The organism is Erythrobacter sp. CCH5-A1 (assembly GCF_001557115.1).
GTDB lineage: Bacteria > Pseudomonadota > Alphaproteobacteria > Sphingomonadales > Sphingomonadaceae > Erythrobacter.
In genome coordinates this window covers 1-17,956 of sequence record NZ_LSKQ01000018.1, presented here as the reverse complement: position 1 = coordinate 17,956, position 17,956 = coordinate 1, and the positions used below count along the sequence as shown (strand labels likewise).

Below are 17,956 nucleotides of genomic sequence, written 5' to 3'. Positions count from 1 at the left end.
GGGTTCGGGCACCGTCGACTTTCCGACGCCTATCGGCGTCCGAAACTCTAAACGTTTGCAGAAGGTCCGCTTTTGGCCGAAGCGAGGCTGAAGCCGCCATCCCCTTAATCGTCGCCCCCGACTTGATCCGGGGTTAGGCTTTTCTTCCTCGCCCGCCGAAGGGAAAGCAGCCAAGCCCCGTGTCAAGCACGGGGTGACGAGCAAGGGGTGTGGCGCACCTTTTTCCTACACACCCGCGAGCCGCTACACTCCGCCCCGGCTCTTTCCCATTGTTCTGTCCGGCCTGCGAGGCCGTTGAATATTCGCGGCGCCAAACAAGGCCGCGCCCCCTGTCCGTCCGCTTGTCGAAAGCTGGTGTGAATATCTGTATTTATTGGTGAAATCGGAGGCGGACAAAGCGGACAGGGTGTCCGCTTTGTCCGCTTTGCAGGGCTTCCGTCACGGCTCAGGAGCGGGATCGGGACAGGCCCACCCCCAGCCCCTCCCGCAAGCGGGAGGGGAGTTGATCGCGCCAACCAGTCCCCCTCCCGCTTGCGGGAGGGGTTAGGGGTGGGCCCAGGTCAGATCACCCGAACGCCGGCCGATAATTGCTCTCGCCCCAGTCCTGCCGCTTGGTCCATTCGCCCATCGTCTCGAGCTTGCCCTCCAGTTCGGGGAAGCGTTCGTAGACGTGTTCCATGTCGACCGCGAAGGGCTTGGTGGGCGCGGTGTTGTTGTATTCGTAGAAGTCCTCGATCCCCTTGGCGAATTCGGCGCGCATCGCCTCGGGCATCGAATCCCCGGCGGCCTCGACGAGGTAGCGGCCGAACTCGGCGGGGGTGCAGGGATCGTATGTGATCTCCTTGCCGAGCGCTTCGGAGAGGCACCGGGTCACCTGCTTGCCGACCAGCCGCTCGGGCCCGCCGATGTTGAGCCAGGCGCCTTCCATGTCGGGCCGCTCGAGGCTCGCGAGCATGAAGCGCGCGACGTCGTCGAGGCTGATCCAGTTGGCTTCCAGCGCGGGGTTGTGCGGGTACACATAGCGCCCCTCGTTGACGATGAAGGGCCGCGCCCAGTTGGTCAGCAGGTTGTCCATGAACAGCACCGAGCCGAACACCGTCCCCGGCGCGCCGCTGCGCCACAGGGCGTTGATGCCTTGGGTGTTGCCGCCATAGGTGAAGGGGTCGCCCGGCTTGTCGGGGATCCAGCTCGAGGTGTTCCACACCACCCGCTTGACCCCCAGATGCGCGGCGACCTTGCCGACCTCGCCAACCAGATAGGCGCGGTCGGCGCGGGCCTGGAGGGGGTGGGTGTAGAAGATGTAGTCGCTGCCTTCGAGCGCGGCGGCGAAGGTGGAGGTGTCGTAGAGGTCCATCGGCCGGATCTCGACCCGCTCGATCCCCTCGACCGGCGCGCCCTCCAGCGCATCGGGGCGGCGCGAGATCGCGCGCACGTCGTATCCGGCGGCGAGCGCCTGGCGCACCTGGGCAAGGCCTTGCCGCCCGCTCGCGCCGATCACCGTGATGAGTGCCATATTCCCTCTCTCCCTCTCGTTCTTGTGGCGGCGAGACTAGGAAGCGCCTCGCGCCCTCGCACCGCGCCAAAGTGATAGCCGGGGCGCGCACGGCCCTAGCGAAAAGGCGAGGTTGCCGTAGCGGCGCGGCCGCCGGACAAGCCGTGCCCATGGACAACCGCATCTGGCGCATCGCGCGCCGCCCCGAGGGCAGCCATTTCGCCGCCGCGCTGGAACTGGTGGAGGAGGACTTCGCCCCGCTGGCGGACGGCCAGATCCGCATCCGCAACACCCACCTGTCGATGGACGCGGGCACCCGGATGTGGCTCACCGACCGAGAGGACGGCTACCAGCCGCCGCTCCCCGTCGGCGGCCCGATGACCGGGTTGGTGCTGGGCGAGGTGATCGAAAGCCGCGCGGAAGGCTTCGGCATCGGCGATCTCGTCCGCGCCTTCGGGCAGTGGGCCGACATCAGCACGGTCGATGCAGTGATGTCAGGCGCGCTGCTGCTCGACCCCGCCGTCGCCGACCGGCGCGCGTGGTTCGGCCCGCTCGGCATGAACGGGTGGACGGCGCTGTGGGGCATCGAGCAGACCGGCGCGGCGAAGCCCGGCGAGCGGGTGCTGGTCTCGGCCGCGGCGGGGGCGACGGGGATCCTCGCGGTGCAGATCGCGAAGCTGCTCGGCTGCGAGGCGTGGGGGATCGTGGGCGGGGATCGCAAATGGCGATACCTCAAGCACGAAATCGGCGTCACCGGCGTGGTCGATTACAAGTCCGGCGCCCTCGGTGCGCAGCTCGATGTGGCAGGCGGGTTCGACGTCTATTTCGACAATGTCGGCGGGCCGCTGCTCGACCAGGTGCTCACCCGCATGAACCACTATGGCCGCATCGCGGTGTGCGGATTGCTCGCGGACTATGGCGGAAGCGCAAGAACCGCCCCGCGCGAATTCGACCAGGTGCTGATGCGGCGCCTCAGGATCGAGGGCTTCTTCTCGCCCGACTTCATGCACGAAGGCCCCGCGCTCACCCACCGCCTGCGCGAATGGACGGAAGGCGGCGATCTGGTGATGCCCTATGACGTCACCACCGGCCTCGAGAACACCCTCACCGCCTATGCCAAACTCTTCACCGGTGTCAATATCGGCAAGGTGATCGTGGAGCTAGACGCAGCATGACCGGCACTCTGGAAGACCGCGAGGCGATCCGCGACATCCTCGCCGCCTATGCCCACGCCATCGACCGGCGGCGGTGGGAGATGATGGAGCGCCTGTTCCACCCGGACGCGACCTTCCGCTTCGGCACGATCGAGGGTGACTGGCGCGGGTTCGTGGAGCAGGCCCGCGCGGTGATCGACCCGTGCCTTGCGACCCAGCACCAGCTTGGCCAGACGGTGTTCGGGTTCGAGGGCGGCGACCTGTGCCACACCGAAACCTACATGACCGCGATGCACACCATTCCCCCCGGCTATCCGCTGGCGGCCGTGTTTCCCGACAAGGGCGTGGTCTACTCCGCGATCGTCGCCGGGCGCTATGTCGACCGGTTCGAGAAGCGGGGCGGAGAATGGCGCCTCGCCCAGCGCACGGGCCTCTATGACTGGCGCGAGTTCCGGGTGGTGGAGGGCGTCGACCTCTCCGACACGCCGGAGGGCGCGGCGGGCTATCACGACGAGCGCGATCCCTCGACGGCAGCGATCACGGCGTGGCTGGGCTGATCCCCCCTCCCGCCTGCAGGAGGGGGACATCATCGCCTGAAAGCAAACACCCCGCTCATCGTCGCGATCTGCTCCGCGCCGCGCCAGATGCCGCCCGAAGTGTAGGCCGTCCGCCCGCCCAGCCGGTCGATCCGCACGCGCGCTTCCAGCCAGTCGCCCAGCTTCGCGCCGGCGAGGTAGTTGACTGTCAGCGTCACCGTCGAAGGCGCAAGCCTCGGCCTCTCGGCATCATACACGGCGTGCGAAAGCGCCACGTCCGCAAAGGTCGAGATCACCCCGCCATGCGCCGCGTCCTTGTAGTTGATGTGGTGCGGGCAGATCAGCAGACCCACCATCCTGACGCCCTCCACCGCGCCCCCGAGATAATAGGGGCCGCCTTGGTCGAGAAAGCCCGGAGTGAAGCCGGCGGGTTCGAAGCCTGAAGGTATCGCCATCCGCGCACCCTACCCCGCCGCGCCGCCACGAGCCCGCTATGAAATGTGCCAATGACACGCGCGGCAGCGCAGGGTATCCCCTCGCCTCATGGGAGAGACAACAGCATTGGCCGCAGAGTCTTTCTGCGACATCGTCCGCGAACATGCGCAGACCCAAGGCGCGGTGAGCGCCTTCAGCTACGCGGGCGAGGAGATCAGCTTCGCCGAGATCGACGCGGGCGCCGACCGGGTGGCGAACGGCCTTGTCGCGCTGGGCGTGAAGCCGGGTGACCGCGTCGCCTTCCTCGGCAAGAACCACCCGCTCTATTTCGAGGCCTTCCTCGGCGCGAACCGCATCGGCGCGGTAATGACCCCGGTCAACTGGCGCCTCGCCCCGCCCGAAGTCGCCTATGTGCTCGACAACAGCAGCGCGCGCGTGGTGTTCGTGGGCGAGGGGTTTGCCGAGGTGCTCGGAGCCATCCGCCCGGATTGCCCCCATGTCGAACAGGTGATCGGGATCGACGCGCCCGACTTTGCGGGCACCGACTATCGCACCTGGCGCGACGGCTTCCCCGCGAAGCCCCCCGCGCACCGCGTGAAGGCCGGGGACGACGCGCTGCAACTCTACACCTCGGGCACCACCGGCAAGCCCAAGGGCGCGGTCATCACCCATGGCTCGATCCTCTCGAGCCGCGACGCCTCCGCCGCGGCCGAGGAAATGCGCGAGTGGCAGGAGCCGATCCCGGGCGATGTCACCCTGCTCGCCATGCCCTGCTTCCACATCAGCGGCACGGGCACCGGCATCGGTACGCTGGTGGCGGGGACCAACTCGATCGTCCTGCCCGAATATGATCCGACCAAGGCGCTGGACCTGATCCAGAACTACAACATCTCGAAGATCTTCCTGGTGCCCGCCGCGCTCCAGATTTTGCTCAACCACCCGAAGGTGGGCGAGGTCGATTTCAGCCGGTTGAAATACGTCACCTACGGCGCCTCCCCCATCCCGCTCGAACTGATGCGCGAGGCGATCCGGGTGATGGGTTGCGGCTTCGTGCAGATGTACGGCATGACCGAGACGAGCGGGACCATCGTGGCATTGGACCCCGAGGACCACGTGCCCGAAGGCTCGGTGCGGATGCGCTCTGTCGGCAAGCCGCTCGCGGGGGTCGAGATCAAGGTGATCGACGAGGCCGGGAATGAAGTCCCGGCGGGCACCGTGGGCGAGATCGCCACGCGGTCGTCGAAGAACATGCGCGGCTACTGGAACAACCCCGACGCCACCGCCGCCACCATCGACGCCGAGGGCTGGCTGCGCACCGGGGACGCGGGTTATCTCGACGAGGACGGCTATCTCTACATCCACGACCGGGTGAAGGACATGATCATCTCGGGCGGCGAGAACGTCTACCCCGCCGAGGTCGAGAACGCGCTCTATTCGCATCCCAAGGTCGCGGACGTGGCGGTGATCGGCGTGCCCGATCCCAAGTGGGGCGAGGCGGTGAAGGCCTGCGTGGTGGTGAAGGCCGGCGAGGAGCTGACCGAGGCCGAACTGATCGCCCACGCGCGCACGCTGATCGCGGGCTACAAGTGCCCCAAGTCGGTCGACTTCATCCCCGCCCTGCCGCGCAACCCCTCAGGCAAAATCCTGCGCCGCGAACTGCGCGCGCCTTACTGGGCGGGGAAAGACCGGGCGGTGAACTGAGGTGCTGCCGGTCAGGCAACTGGCCTACAAGGTCAACGACCTCGAGGCGGCGATTAAGCGGCATCACCGGCAATTCGGCTCGGGCCCGTTCTTCGTCGCGCGGCACATCAAGCTCGCCTCCTCGCAGCACCGCGGGGTGGAGCAGCCCTTCGACCATTCAAGCGCCTATGGCCAATGGGGCGGAGTGATGCTCGAGCTGGTGGTGCAGCACAATCCCGAACCCTCCGCGCTGCATGAGATGTTCGCATGGAATTCGGGCCGCGAAGGGCTGCATCACGCCGCGCTCTTCGTCGATGACCTGGCTGTCGCGATCGGACGGTTCACCGCTGACGGGATGCCGCTCGAGCAGCTCTCGGTAACCGAGGGCGGCACGGCTTTCGCTTTCGTCGATGCGCGGCCGAGCTTCGGGCACATGTTCGAACTCTACGAGCCGACGCCGCTGTTGACGGGGTTCTACGACATGGTCGCCAAGGCTGCGCAAGGCTGGGACGGGCGCGACCTGATACGGGAGTTGGGTTAGCCATTCTCCTCGTCATTGCGAGGCCGAAGGCCGCGGCAATCCATGCTCCGACAGTCGCGGTTGCGCGGTTCGGTCATGGATTGCCTCGCTACGCTCGCAATGACGAAGGGTGGTCAGCCCCCCGCCAATTCCGCCAACCCGACCTGCTCAGCGCGGCACTCCGCATCTGCCAGCGCCGCCAGCACCGAGAAGGCGACGAACCCCGCCTCCCCCAGATGCGCCACCACTGCGGCGGCCTCCGCATCGCTGATCGCGGTGTGCTCGAAAGGCATCCGGCGGGCGTAGGCGAGGACCGTGCGGGTGCCTTCGTCGAGGCCGCTCTCGCCCGGTGCCGCACCCATCCCGTGCACCGCTGCGACTGCCTGCCGCACGAGCGCCACCAGTGCCGGGTCGAGCGCGGCTTCGGTCTTCCCGCGGAAATCGGCGTAGTGGCTGGCGAGCACCGGATCGGCGGACAGCGCGGCGCAGACGGCGCTCATGCCACATCCTCCAGCACGGCGGGGATGGGCAGCACGGTGCGGTCCATCTGCTCCGGCTCCAGCCCCATCGTGATCAGCGCCTTGGCGAGCGCGAGAAACAGCGTCACGCCGAGGCCCAGCTCGGCGATCTGCGCGGGCGTCAGGTGGCGCTGCAAGGCTGCGCGCGCATCGCCGGTCAGCAGTTCGGGATCGTGGATCAGCGCATCGGTGAATTTGAGCGCCGCCTTCTCGGCATCGGTGAGCTTCGCGCTTGCCTCGTAGCCGTCGGTGATGTCGTCCACCACCTCCTCGCCGAGGCCCTGCGCAACCGCTTTGTCGAAGCGGACATTGCGGCAGAACCCGCATTCCGTGACGCGCGCATTGCGCATCCGCGCGACCTCCTTGATCCGCGCCGAGAGCACGTCCGAGCCCCAGAAGCGGCCATAGAGCGCGAAGAAGCTCTCCGCGATGGCGGGCTGGTGCGCGAGCACCGAGCCGAAATGCGCCGGCTCTCCGGCAATGGCGGAGGATACGCGGGGGACGGTCGACATGAGGCCTCTCCTTTGCGGGCAGAATAACAGGGGGGTGCCGTTACGACTCCCTCGCCATTTTCACAGGCGGGCGCGGCAGCGGCGCGTGGCAGACTGCGCGAAACAGCGAGGGAGACAGGCAATGCCCGGGCAAGCGCAGCGCGTGATCGAGGATTTCTGGCGCATCCAGGACAGCGGCGACTACACGAAACTGGTCGACCTCTTCGCCGAGGACGCCTTCCTCGAAGACCCGATCTGGGGGCAATACCGGGGCCGAGATGCGATCATGGGGTTCATGACCACGATGGTGAAGGAGATGGGCGACCGGAAGGTCCACTTCACCGTCGACGAAATCTGCGGCGACGACCACGCGGTGTGGGCGCGCTGGACGATGCACATGGAAGGCCACGCCCCGCGCGGCGGGGTCGGGATCTACAAGGTCGAGGGTGGGAAACTCACCTATTACCGCGATTACATGGACCCGGCGGAGTAGGTCTGCCGCTCGTCATTGCGAGCGAAGCGAAGCAACCCATGGCCTGAGCTTGCGGCACGCTGTCGGTCCATGGGTTGCCGCGGCCTTCGGCCTCGCAATAACGAAGGTAGGCGTCACATCCGCCGGTAATCCGGGTGCCCGCTCTCGCGCAGATCGAGCATCGGCAGCGGGAAGGCGGCGTTGGGCGAGGCGTCGGGCTGGTCGGGCATCGCCATAGTCCAGTCCATGATGTAGCGGCGGCTGGCGATGCGCCATTCACCATCCCGCTTCTCGTAGGTGTCGAGATAGCGCCCGCCGTACATGTTGCCCTTGTACGGCTCGCTCTCGTCCTCCCGCCGGAAGCCGAGTGCCACGCCGTAGCATTCGCCCTCCGCCGTGGTCGGGCTGGTGAGCTTCACACTGAGCGGCGCGAGCATGTGCCAGCGGCGGCCGGTCGAACGCTCCACCGCCATCACCACCGGCACGAACTCGGCCGCGGTGCCGGTGAAAAAGCCGTAATCGATCGCCGCCTCGGGCCAGTAGCATCCCGCCTGCCCCTCATCGTCGAGCCAGTCCAATGTGCGCGAATAGCGCGCGATCAGATCGTTGATCGCCTGCCGGTCGAGCAGCTCCTGGAGCTTCGCTTCCACGTTCATGCGCGTTCCCCCCACCATGCCGGGATCGACAGGGGAAAGCGCTCCTGCGCGATCTTCATATTCTCGCTCGCATCGTCGGGCAGCGCCGGATCGGACGTGTGCGGCAGCCCCCCGCCCGCGCCCTCGACCGGGTCGATGTATTCGAGTGTGATCCCCGCCAGCACATCGGCGAAATCATGGCCCTCGTGGTGGTCGGACATCTGGTGGTGGTAGAAGGCCCACTTGTCCTTGAAGCTGAGCAGGCAATAATACGAAAGCGGCTCCTGCCCCTTCCAGTATTCGTAGCGGATCACGCCTTCCTCGGTGCCGAAGGTGTGGTGGACCATGTCGCGCATGATCGCCTCCCACTTGGCCTCCTTACCGGGCTGGATCTTGATATGGGCAAGCAGGCTGGCCATCAGGGTGTCTCCGTGGGTGCGAGGGTCAAGAGCAGGCGGTAAATCCCGAGCATGATCCCGCCTTGGTGGCGGAAGTCGTTGCCCGGCGCGTAGGCGAGGTCGGCGAAGGCGTCGCAGAGCTTCTCCCACGCGATCATCTGTTCGAGGCGCGAGATGTTCGATCCCGGGCACGAGCGCGGCCCCTGGCTGAAGGCGAGGTGGCGGGTGGCGGCCTTGCGGTCGAGCTTGAGGTCGAGCGGGTCCTCGAACTCGTCGGCATCGATATTCGCCGCGGCCCACCTCAAGTGAAGCATCGATCCGGCGGGCACCTCCACCCCTTGGAACACCTCGTCGCGCGCACAGATGCGGGTCGAGAGCCCCTGGGTGGGCGAGCGCAGCCGCATCCCCTCCTCGATGAAGGTGCGAGTGAGCGCGCGGTCGCCGCGCAACGTGCCGAACATCCCGGGGCGGTCGCACAGCAATTGCGCCTGTTCGGCGAGGGCATATTGCGTCGTCTCCAGCCCGCCGATCACCATGGCGTAGACCACGCCATTGATCTCGTCGTCGGTGAGCTTGCGGCCCAGCGGCGTATATTCGACCTGCGTGAGGAAGCTCACCATGTCGTCCTGCGGGCGGGCGCGCTTTTGGCGGGTCTGCTCGGCCACATATTCCTTCATCCCTGCGAGCAGCCGGAATTTCTCGGCGGACTGCTCGGGAGTGAGGATATTCTTGTGCGTCGTCCCGATCACATAGGACATGACCTGCGCATTGCCCCATTGTTCAAGCCGCGGGATGTCCTCCAGCGGGAAGCCGAGCACGCTCGCCATCACCCGCTGCGGCAGGGGACGCGCGAAATCGGCGACGAAATCGACCGGCTCGCCCCGCTTCGCCTTGGCGAGCAACCCGGCGATCAGGTCGTCGACGTGCCCCGCGATCATCCCCGCGTGCCGCGTGCAGCCCGGCCCGACCCACGGATCGGTCAGCTCCTTGCGATGCGCGCGCCACAACTTGGGATCGGGGCGCAGCGAGACGATGCTGGCGACCATCGCGTCGATATCGGGGATATGCGCCGGCATCTGCCCCGATTGCTGGATATGCGCCACCAGCAGTGAGAGCGTCGGCGGGAAGCGGTCCCAGTCCATCACCACGCGGCGCACGTCCTCGTATTTGGTGAGGACGAAGGCATCGGTGCCCGGGGTCAGCCCCTCGCCGGGGAGGCGCTGCACCGGGGCCTCCTTGTGGAGGATCGCATAGGCCGTATACCAGTGCTCCTGCGCGCCCGGAGCGAACAGGTCGACATCGGCCAGTGTGCGAGGGTGTCCCGCCTGCAATCCGCCTCTCCCAACGCGGGGCGCCTCGCCGCTTAGCGAATCCGCCAATTGCTGTCGGGGGGGTTGTCCCGCAGCCTCGACCTTACGGAAACGGGCGAAAATGCCAGTGCCGATAGGGGAGAGAGACCTGTGAGCCGCATCGAGAAGCTTCCCCCCGACCAGTGGGACGCGCGCCTTGTCGCCGCGATCCAGCCGGATAATCTGACCGATCTCGAGCAGGGCCTCACCCGCTACTTTGCGCATTGCCCGGAGCAGGCATTGGGCCTGATGGGCTTTGGCGGGGCCTTGAAGCGCAATCGCTCGCTGCCCGAACGGCTGGTGGAGCTGGTGCGCCTCAGGGTCGCCTTCTTCAACCAGTGCCGCTCCTGCATGGCGATCCGCTATTCGGATGCCGTCGCGGACGGGGTGACCGAGGGGCTGGTGTGCTCGCTCGAACGCCCGCAGGAGGCCGAGAACCTGAGCGCCGCCGAGAAAGCCGCGATCCGTTACGGCGAGCTGATGGCGACCGATCACCTCGCGATCGACGACACAGTCTATGCCGACCTGCGCCAGCATTTCACCGAAGCCCAGATCGTCGAGCTGGGCATGACGGTGGCCTTCTTCGTCGGCTTCGGACGGCTCGCGGCGACCTGGCACATGGTCGAGGAACTTCCCGAGGCCTTCAAGACCGCCGAAACCATCGCGCCGTGGGGCGCCGACAAGATCGAGGTGCGCTGATGAACAGCCAGCCCCAGATCAACCTGTTCGACCCCGCGCTCCAGCAGTGCCCCTACGAGGCCTACAAGCAGCTTCGCGACGAGGCGCCGGTCTATAACATCCCCGGCACGCAGATCTATGTCGTCAGCCGCTACGACCATGTGCGCGAGGTGCTGATGGACCCGCAGCGCTTCCCCTCCACCGCCCTGAGCGAGCTGATGCGCGCCTCGCCGGTCGACATGGAGCGCGGGCGCAAGGTCGCCGAGCGCTTCCGCGAGAAAGGCTGGCTCCCCGCGCCCACGCTCGCCGGGCGCGACGATCCCAATCACAAGCAGATGCGCGCGATGTTCAACGAGGCGTTCAAGCCTAGCCGCATCAAGGAAATCGACCCGCGCGTCGAAACCCTCGCATACGAGCTGATCGACGAGTTCGTGGATGATGGCCGCTGCGACTGGGTGCGCCAGTTCTGCGTCCCCCTGCCGCTCTTCATCATCGGCGAGCAGATGGGTGCCAAGCGCGAAGACATGTGGCGGATCAAGGGCTGGACCGATGCCTTCTTCCACCGCATTTCGCTGATGCTGCCCGAGGACAAGCACCTCGAAATGGTCGACCGCGAGATCGAGGCGCAGCACTATTTCCAGCCGATCTTCGAGAGGCTGCGCGAGGAGCCGGACGGCAGCCTCATCTCCGTGCTGGTCAACACCGTGATCGAAGGCTGGGGGCGGCCCTTGAACGACGAGGAACTCCACGCCGAGATGATGGCCGACACCTTCGTCGGCGGCTCGGAAACCACCACCAATGCGCTCGCGGCGGGGATGAAGCTGCTGATCGAGAACAAGGACGTGTGGGCCAAGCTCAAGGCCGATCCCGACAAGTATATGCGCAATTTCGTCGAGGAGGTGCTGCGGCTCGAGAGCCCGGTGCAGTCATTGATGCGCTTCACCCACGCGGATGTGGAGCTGGACGGTGTGACGATCCCCGCCGGATCGGTCGTCAATGTCCGCTACGGTGCGGCGAACCGCGACGAGCGGTTCTTCGAATGCCCCGAGAAGCTCGATCTCGACCGGCCCAAGGCGGGCGCGCACATGGCCTTCGGGTCGGGCACGCACCACTGCCTCGGCGCCCCGCTCGCCCGGCGCGAGCTGACATGGGGCTTTCAGGCGGTGGTCGACCGGTTCGAGGACATGGACTTCGCGGAAGGCGAGAACGATTTCAGCTACCACCCGCACTTCCTGCTGCGCTCGCTGAAGCAGCTCAACATCGTGTTCCAGCCGAGGAAGCGCTGATGGCCACCCTGCTCACCCCCGCCCCGACGCGGATCGACGTGCGCCCCCAGCCGATGCCGCGCCTATCGGACAAGCCCATCGACGGCAGCCGCTACTGGTCGCGCGATTTCATGCAAGCCGAGTGGGAGGGTATCTGGACCAAGGCCTGGCTGATCGGCGGCCTCGCGTCGCAGGTCGCCAAGCCGGGGGACTTCTTCACCTACGACATCGGCCGCGAAAGCATCCTCGTCACGCGGGGCGAGGACGGGCAGGTGCGCGCCTTCTACAACGTCTGCCCGCACCGCGGAAAACGCCTCGTCATGGAGGAGGAGGGCCAATCCAAGCGCCTCGCCTGCTCCTACCACGGCTGGCGTTTCACGCCCGGGGGCGAGCTCAACTTCGTCCCCTGCCCCGAGGATTTTGCCGGCGGCAATCCCTGCGGCAAGGTGCGGCTTGAGGAGGTGCGCTGTGAGGTCTTCGCGGGCTTCGTCTGGGTCAATCTCGATCCCCACGCCGCGCCGCTCGCCGAGCACCTTGGCCCCGTCGGCCCGCAGCTCGCACTCTACAAGATGGAGCAGATGCACCGCACCCACTGGGTGACGCTCGAGGGCGACTGGAACTGGAAGTGCGTGCAGGACAATTTCAACGAGTCCTACCACCTGCCCTTCGTCCACCCGCAGACCCGCTTCGTGATGGAGCAGAGCTACAAGGACTGCCAGTTCGATCTCTACGCGCCCCATGGCCATGCGCGGATGTTCATGCCGGGCTCGCGGCCCTCACGCTCGCTGAGGGGCCACACCGACACCGTGCTCGACATGATGCGCACCGAGCTCACCTATTGGGGCCTCGACCCCGAGGATTTCCGCGATGATCCCTTGCGCACGCGCGCGGCGCTCCAGCAGGCCAAGCGGGCAAAAGGCGCTGAGAAGGGTTACGACTTCAGCCACTTCCACGATGCCCAACTGACCGACCACTTCCACTACACGATCTTCCCCAACATCAGCTTCAGCCTCAAGCCCGACGGCTGCATCTGGCTGCGCGCCGACCCGCACCCCACCGATCCCGAGCGGTGCTATTTCGACATGTGGTATTTCACGTGGTTCCCCGAGGGCGTGGACCGCTACTACGCCTATTCGATGGGGCAGGAGGTCGACCGCACCGTCCCCGTCCCGCACCAGCGCGGGGTGGTCGGCGAGCTCTCCTGCGGCCCCGGCATCGACCAGGACGTGAGCATCTGGAGCGAGCAGCAACTCGGCCTCAGATCGCGCGGCTACAAGGGCGGGCACCTCGCCGGGCAGGAGGCGCGGGTGCGCTTCTTCCATGATACGATCGACAGGTGGGTGGGGGCTTAGGCGCTTTCCTCTTCGTCGTTGCGAGCGCAGCGACGCAACCCACGGCCCGCCCTCAGTGACATGCGCGAGGGCCATGTCGTGTTGGAACGGTCAGCCCATGGGTTGCCGCGTCGCCTTCGGCTCCTCGCAATGACGAATTAAAGGTTCGCCAGCGCCGCCGTCCGCCCGGCGATATAGCCGAAGGTCAGCGCCGGGCCGAGCGTCCCGCCCGCCCCCGCATAGATCCCGCCGGTCGGGCAGGCGATGGCATTGCCCGCGCCGAGCAAGCCGGGGATCGGCGCGCCGTCATGGCCGAGGATGCGCGCCTGCCCGTCGGTCCGCGGGCCTCCGTTGGTGCCGAGCAGCCCCGAGGCGATCTCCACTGCATAGAAGGGCGCCTCGCGGATCGCTCCCAAGGTCACGGCCGTGCCTTCCCGCGAGCGATCACCATAAAAATGGTCGTAGGCGCTGGTTCCGCGCCCGAAATCGGGATCTTGGCCTTCATCGGCATGGACATTGAAGCGCGCCACCGTCTCGGTCAGCGCCGCGCCGTCGATCCCGATCTGCTCCGCCAGCCCCTCCAGACTCTCCGAACGCTTCACCCACTCCGGCATCGGCTGCCCCGGCTGGCGCGTCCCCAGCGGATAGCGCGCGGCATATTGCGCGTCGAAGATCAGGTATGCGGGGAGGTTGAGGTAATCGTAGTTGGCCGGATCGAACTGGTGGAACACGCCCCCCAAGGCCGAATAATTCGCCGCCTCGTTGCAGAACCGCTTCCCGCTCCGGTTGACCATGATCGAATGCGGCACCGTGCGCTCGATCAGGATGATCTGCGCGCGCTGTTCGCCGCTGGCCCATGGCGCGTCGGGGGTCACCAAGGTGGGCGCCCACCATGCGCTCGTCATGTTGCCGAGCTTCGCGCCTGCCGCCATTGCCAGCTTGAGCCCGCCGCCGGTGCCGGTGGGCGGGCTCGCGGGCGCGGTGACGGGGCCGCGCAGGAAGGTCTGGCGCAATTCGGCGTCCCACTCGAACCCGCCGGTGGTGATGATGACCCCGCGCCTTGCGGAGAGCGCGAAGGGGGCGCCGTCACGCTCGCCCTCGATCCCGGTGACCCGCTCGCCGTCCTTCACCAGCCGCTTGGTATCCACCCCGAGCAGCGGCGCGACCCCCCGGTCGAGACACGCCTTCAAGAGCCGCGCCACCATCGCCTGACCGAAGCCGCATTGCCGCGCCGCCAGCCTCGCGCCCAGCACCTCCGGCGGCGGCATGGCGGTCGCGCCGCCCAAGGGCGTCTCGCGCAACATCAGCGGCTTGGGTTCCTCGATGGCGTAAATCTTCGCAGCCCAATCCCCCAGTTCGGGCAGATCGAACAGATCATGGTCGAGCGCGCGGCTGCCTTCGGGCTTCGCTCCCGGACGGTCGAGGTAATAGTCGGGATAGCCCGGCAGCACCGAGACGCTGAGCGCGCCGGCCTCTTCCAAAAAGGCCAGCGCCTCGGGCCCTCGGTCGACGAAGGCCTCCAAGGTCTCGTCCACCAGATCGCCGTGATCCAGACTGCGGAAATAGGCGAGCGCCTCCTCGCGGCTGTCGGCCATGCCCGCGGCGCGCATCCGCGGGTTGTCGGCGACCCAAATCACCCCGCCCGAGATCGCAGAGGTGCCGCCGATGCGCTCCCAGCGCTCGACCATCGCGACCTTCGCGCCCGCCTCGTGTGCCGCGAGCGCCGCCGCCATGCCGGCCGCGCCCGTTCCCAGAATGATGACGTCCACCTCTCCCATGGCGAAGGTTAGACGCCTCGGGGACGGCATCCGGCAACCCGTCATTTTGGCAAGGTGCGCGGCGGCCTGCGGCCCGCTACCCACACGGTCAAAGGAGACATTGCATGAAACTCGCAGGAAAAATCGCCGCGATCACCGGGGGCACGGCGGGGATGGGGCGCGGGATCGCGGAGGCCTTTCTGGCCGAGGGCGCCAAGGTCGCGCTGTTTGCGCGCAACCCCGAGAAGGGCGCGAAGGTGCTAGAGGAGCTCGGGGCGGGCGAGAACGCGATCTTCGTCGCGGGTGACGTGATGAACCAGTCCGACCTCGAAGGCTTTGTCGACCACACCGCCGCGCATTTCGGCACGCTCGACATCCTCGTCAACAACGCGGGCGGCGCGGGCGATTTGCAGCCGCTGGTCAACCTCTCCGACCACGCCTTCGACGAGGCGATGAAGTGGAACGTCTATTCGACCTTCTGGGCCACCCGCCGCGCGCTGCCGACCATGCTGGCAAAGGGCCATGGCCGGGTGATCAACATCTCCTCGATGGAGGGCAAGCACGGCAAGCCGGTGCTGACCGCCTACTCCGCCGCCAAGCACGCGGTGAATGGCATGACCAAGAGCCTCGCGCGCGAAGTCGGCGCGGCGGGCGTCACGGTCAACGCGATCTGCCCCGGCATCGTCATCACCGACATCATCAGGAACAACGGCCCCGCGACCGCGAAGGCGATGGGCCTCGAGTTCGAGGAGATGATCGAGATGTTCGCCTCCGAAGCGGCGATCAAGCGGCCCAACACCGTCGAGGAGGTCGCCGCGGTCGCGGTCCTTCTCGCAAGCGAAGCGGGCGGTGGGATCACCGGCCAGCAGATCAGCGTCGACGGCGGGACGGCGCAGTATTGAGCTAGAGCGGGTTCCGGGCTTGACCTGGGACCGCTCGAAACTTGGCGCCTGCCGATAGCGGTCCCGGGTCAAGCCCGGGACGACGAATCTTTTACCCCTGCAGCTTCGCCATCGCCGCCCCGACGGCTGCCGCAACATCATGCGCCTGCGGATTGCCGCGCATGATGAGGCCGCCATTGGGCTGGATGTTCGCGCCCGTGACATAGGCCTGATCGGTGCTCAGCCACAGGCAGGCGTGCGCCACGTCGTCGACCGTGTTGAGCCGTCCCATCGGATAGCGCGGCAGGAAGGCATCGGTGAGGCCCGGGACCTGGAAGCTCTCGTGCGTCATCGGGCTGTCGGTGAAGGCCGGCGAGACCGTGTTGGCCTTGATCCCGAGGTGCCCGTAGTCATTGGCGACGCACTCGATCAGCGCCTCGGAGCCGCGCTTGGTGCCGATATAGGCCGCGTGGTTGGTGATGATCGCCTTGGTGGTGGCCGAGGACAGCGAGATCAGCGAGCCGCCGGTCGGGGCCTGAGCGCTCATCACCCTGACAAAGGCCTGAAGGAAGTGGTGCACCCCCTTGAACTGGAGGTCGACAATCTGGTCGAGCTGTTCGTCGGTGATCTCCTCGAGGCTCGCGAGCAGCCCCCAGCCGGTGGTGTTGATCGCGATGTCGACGCGGCCAAAGGTGGCCGCCGCATGATCGGCCATCGCGTTCACCTCGGGCTTCTTTGCGATGTCGCACAGGGTGTAGGCGCCGCCGATCTCCGCCGCGAGCGCGGCGAGCGGCGCCTCCTTCCGCCCCGCGACCATCACCCGCGCGCCCTCGGCTGCGAACAGGCGCGCGATGGTCTGGCCCATGTTGCCCTCCGACGCCGCGCCCAGAATGACGGCGCTCTTGCCCTCGAGTTGTCCCATGATGTGTCTCCTCTCGTCCGGGGGAGTAACACGCCCCGCCCCGCCCTCACCCTTCCCAAAAGTGGGCATTGTCGCTTGGTGTCCTCGGGGCCGATAGCCACCGACGACAAGGGAGAGAGCACCATGTTTACCGGACCCCTCGAGGATCGCGTGGCGATCCACGAACTCAATGGCACCTATGCCGATGGCGTAGTGCGGATCGACAGCGACATCTGGGCGAGCGTCTGGGCCGAGGATGCTCATTGGGACCTGATGGGCCACCAGACCGAGGGCAAGGAGGCGATCGTGACCTTCTGGAACGGGGCCATGTCCGGGCTCGAGGCGGTGAGCTTCCACTGCGTCCCCTGCATGATCGAAGTCACCGGCGACACCGCGAGGGCGCGGGTGCAGACGCAGGAAATCCTGAAACCCAAGGACGGCAAGGCGCGCCATGTCGGCGGGCTCTATGAAGACGAGTTGCGCAAGGTCGATGGCCGCTGGCTGTTCACCTCACGCAAGTTCAAGATCATCGCCGAATTCGGCGTGGAGGGCTGATTACCATGGCAAAGATCCTGATCTCCGCGCAGATCGACCTCGACCCCGCGCAGCGCGACGAGGCCCTGCGCACCGCCCGCCCGCATATCGAGGCGGCGCTCGCGGAAAAGGGCTGCATCCACTACGACTGGAGCGCCTGTTCGATGAACCCCGCGCGGGTCAACGTGTTCGAGGAGTGGGAGAGCGAGGAGGCCCTCGCCGCCCACTTCCGCGACCCGGCCTACACCGGCATGCGCGACCATATCGGCCAATTCGGGATCACGGGCGCGGTCAGCCGGAAGTACCGGGTTGACGCGGAAGGGCCGGTCTACAATGCCGAGGGCAATGCAACCGAGGCCTTCGACTGATCCATTGCTCCTTGGCGCGATCCTCGCCGGCGGACAGGCGCGCCGCTTCGGCAGCGACAAGGCGCAGGCGATCTATGAAGGCGCGCGGCTGATCGACCGGGTGGCGGCCGCGCTGGCGGCGCAGTGCGAGGCGGTGGTGGTGTGCGGGCGCGAGGAGGCGGGGTTCGCCTGCATTCCCGACTGGCCCGAGGCAGGACTTGGACCGCTCGGCGGGCTGGCGGCGGCGCTGCGCCATGCGGGCGAGCGGGGCTTCGACGCGGTGCTGTCAGCGGGCGTGGACGTGCCCGACCTGCCCTTCGATCTCGCCGCGACGCTGGCGGGCGAGGGTGCGGCCATCGTCGAGAGCCAGCCGGTGGTGGGGCTCTGGCCGGTGGTAGCCGGGCCAGTGCTCGAGGCGTTTCTGGCAGAGGGCGGCAGGTCGCTCTACCGCTTCGCCGACCACGTGGGCGCGCGGCGGGTGGAGCTGTCCCAGGCGCTGATGAACGTCAATTTTCCCGAGGATCTCGGCCCACCCCGCTGCGACTAGGCGGCAAAGCCGCCAAGTCTCGCTCCCCTCCCGCT

21 protein-coding genes are annotated in these 17,956 nt (G+C 67.0%); 12 read left to right on the top strand and 9 right to left on the bottom strand.

What is annotated here, in order from left to right:
• Positions 1–565: 565 nt before the first annotated feature.
• A complete protein-coding gene (locus AX708_RS01170; RefSeq protein ID WP_067489236.1) occupies positions 566–1,513 on the bottom strand; it encodes an SDR family oxidoreductase in 948 nt (315 codons plus the stop codon).
• A gap of 149 nt (positions 1,514–1,662) precedes the next feature.
• Here AX708_RS01170 and AX708_RS01165 point away from each other — a divergent pair, with 149 nt between their 5' ends.
• Entirely contained in the window at positions 1,663–2,667 is a 1,005-nt protein-coding gene (locus tag AX708_RS01165) for an NADP-dependent oxidoreductase (protein ID WP_067489233.1), read from the top strand.
• On the top strand, positions 2,664–3,203 hold the full coding sequence (locus AX708_RS01160) for a nuclear transport factor 2 family protein (RefSeq protein ID WP_067489231.1): 540 nt from the start codon (positions 2,664–2,666) through the stop codon (positions 3,201–3,203). The genes AX708_RS01165 and AX708_RS01160 overlap by 4 nt, the downstream gene beginning before the upstream one ends.
• Positions 3,204–3,232: 29 nt before the next feature.
• Here the strand turns inward: AX708_RS01160 and AX708_RS01155 are convergent, their stop codons facing one another.
• Positions 3,233–3,637 carry a PaaI family thioesterase gene (locus tag AX708_RS01155; protein ID WP_067489228.1) on the bottom strand — a complete coding sequence of 135 codons (405 nt, stop codon included), beginning with the start codon at positions 3,635–3,637 and terminating at the stop codon, positions 3,233–3,235.
• A gap of 106 nt (positions 3,638–3,743) precedes the next feature.
• Between AX708_RS01155 and AX708_RS01150 the strand changes: the two genes are divergently transcribed.
• Positions 3,744–5,318 (top strand): fatty acid--CoA ligase, encoded by a 1,575-nt coding sequence (locus AX708_RS01150; protein ID WP_233999587.1) that lies wholly within the window; start codon positions 3,744–3,746, stop codon positions 5,316–5,318.
• 1 nt (position 5,319) lies between these two features.
• Positions 5,320–5,838, top strand: a complete 519-nt coding sequence (locus tag AX708_RS01145) for a VOC family protein (RefSeq protein ID WP_067489222.1) — start codon at positions 5,320–5,322, stop codon at positions 5,836–5,838.
• A gap of 113 nt (positions 5,839–5,951) precedes the next feature.
• Here AX708_RS01145 and AX708_RS01140 read toward each other — a convergent pair whose 3' ends face one another.
• Both AX708_RS01140 and AX708_RS01135 read right to left on the bottom strand, forming a co-directional pair.
• Complete coding sequence (locus AX708_RS01140; RefSeq protein WP_067489219.1) at positions 5,952–6,317, bottom strand: hypothetical protein; 366 nt, start codon at positions 6,315–6,317, stop codon at positions 5,952–5,954.
• On the bottom strand, positions 6,314–6,847 hold the full coding sequence (locus tag AX708_RS01135) for a carboxymuconolactone decarboxylase family protein (protein WP_067489216.1): 534 nt from the start codon (positions 6,845–6,847) through the stop codon (positions 6,314–6,316). The genes AX708_RS01140 and AX708_RS01135 overlap by 4 nt, the downstream gene beginning before the upstream one ends.
• 121 nt (positions 6,848–6,968) lie before the next feature.
• On the opposite strand from AX708_RS01135, the gene AX708_RS20685 reads away from it, so the two are divergent.
• Positions 6,969–7,319, top strand: a complete 351-nt coding sequence (locus tag AX708_RS20685; RefSeq protein ID WP_067489213.1) for a nuclear transport factor 2 family protein — start codon at positions 6,969–6,971, stop codon at positions 7,317–7,319.
• Between the two features lie 113 nt (positions 7,320–7,432).
• On the opposite strand, the gene AX708_RS01125 is transcribed toward AX708_RS20685, so the two are convergent.
• From AX708_RS01125 to AX708_RS01115, 3 genes are read right to left on the bottom strand one after another with little or no spacing between them, the layout of a single operon-like run.
• Positions 7,433–7,954 carry a nuclear transport factor 2 family protein gene (locus tag AX708_RS01125; RefSeq protein WP_067489210.1) on the bottom strand — a complete coding sequence of 174 codons (522 nt, stop codon included), beginning with the start codon at positions 7,952–7,954 and terminating at the stop codon, positions 7,433–7,435.
• Positions 7,951–8,352: a putative quinol monooxygenase gene (locus AX708_RS01120; protein ID WP_067489207.1), complete on the bottom strand. Its 402-nt coding sequence runs from the start codon at positions 8,350–8,352 to the stop codon at positions 7,951–7,953. Before AX708_RS01120 ends, AX708_RS01125 begins: the two co-directional genes overlap by 4 nt.
• Positions 8,352–9,662 (bottom strand): cytochrome P450, encoded by a 1,311-nt coding sequence (locus tag AX708_RS01115; RefSeq protein ID WP_067489204.1) that lies wholly within the window; start codon positions 9,660–9,662, stop codon positions 8,352–8,354. The genes AX708_RS01120 and AX708_RS01115 overlap by 1 nt, the downstream gene beginning before the upstream one ends.
• A gap of 129 nt (positions 9,663–9,791) precedes the next feature.
• On the opposite strand from AX708_RS01115, the gene AX708_RS01110 reads away from it, so the two are divergent.
• From AX708_RS01110 to AX708_RS01100, 3 genes are read left to right on the top strand one after another with little or no spacing between them, the layout of a single operon-like run.
• On the top strand, positions 9,792–10,379 hold the full coding sequence (locus tag AX708_RS01110) for a carboxymuconolactone decarboxylase family protein (protein ID WP_067489200.1): 588 nt from the start codon (positions 9,792–9,794) through the stop codon (positions 10,377–10,379).
• A complete protein-coding gene (locus AX708_RS01105; protein WP_067489197.1) occupies positions 10,379–11,644 on the top strand; it encodes a cytochrome P450 in 1,266 nt (421 codons plus the stop codon). Before AX708_RS01110 ends, AX708_RS01105 begins: the two co-directional genes overlap by 1 nt.
• Complete coding sequence (locus AX708_RS01100; protein ID WP_067489194.1) at positions 11,644–12,975, top strand: SRPBCC family protein; 1,332 nt, start codon at positions 11,644–11,646, stop codon at positions 12,973–12,975. Before AX708_RS01105 ends, AX708_RS01100 begins: the two co-directional genes overlap by 1 nt.
• Before the next feature lie 137 nt (positions 12,976–13,112).
• Here the strand turns inward: AX708_RS01100 and AX708_RS01095 are convergent, their stop codons facing one another.
• Positions 13,113–14,732, bottom strand: a complete 1,620-nt coding sequence (locus tag AX708_RS01095; RefSeq protein ID WP_156454503.1) for an FAD-dependent oxidoreductase — start codon at positions 14,730–14,732, stop codon at positions 13,113–13,115.
• A 104-nt stretch (positions 14,733–14,836) separates the two neighbouring features.
• Here AX708_RS01095 and AX708_RS01090 point away from each other — a divergent pair, with 104 nt between their 5' ends.
• Positions 14,837–15,613 carry an SDR family NAD(P)-dependent oxidoreductase gene (locus AX708_RS01090; RefSeq protein WP_067489188.1) on the top strand — a complete coding sequence of 259 codons (777 nt, stop codon included), beginning with the start codon at positions 14,837–14,839 and terminating at the stop codon, positions 15,611–15,613.
• Between the two features lie 91 nt (positions 15,614–15,704).
• Here AX708_RS01090 and AX708_RS01085 read toward each other — a convergent pair whose 3' ends face one another.
• Positions 15,705–16,514, bottom strand: coding sequence for an SDR family NAD(P)-dependent oxidoreductase (locus AX708_RS01085; protein WP_067489185.1), 810 nt, complete (start codon positions 16,512–16,514; stop codon positions 15,705–15,707).
• Positions 16,515–16,637: 123 nt separating this feature from the next.
• Here AX708_RS01085 and AX708_RS01080 point away from each other — a divergent pair, with 123 nt between their 5' ends.
• Genes AX708_RS01080 through AX708_RS01070 form a run of 3 tightly spaced genes read left to right on the top strand, consistent with a single transcriptional unit; the run spans position 16,638 to position 17,921 of the window.
• Entirely contained in the window at positions 16,638–17,048 is a 411-nt protein-coding gene (locus AX708_RS01080; protein ID WP_067489181.1) for a nuclear transport factor 2 family protein, read from the top strand.
• Between the two features lie 5 nt (positions 17,049–17,053).
• Positions 17,054–17,395: a putative quinol monooxygenase gene (locus tag AX708_RS01075; RefSeq protein ID WP_067489178.1), complete on the top strand. Its 342-nt coding sequence runs from the start codon at positions 17,054–17,056 to the stop codon at positions 17,393–17,395.
• Positions 17,373–17,921 carry a molybdenum cofactor guanylyltransferase gene (locus AX708_RS01070; RefSeq protein WP_067489175.1) on the top strand — a complete coding sequence of 183 codons (549 nt, stop codon included), beginning with the start codon at positions 17,373–17,375 and terminating at the stop codon, positions 17,919–17,921. Before AX708_RS01075 ends, AX708_RS01070 begins: the two co-directional genes overlap by 23 nt.
• Positions 17,922–17,956: the final 35 nt, after the last annotated feature.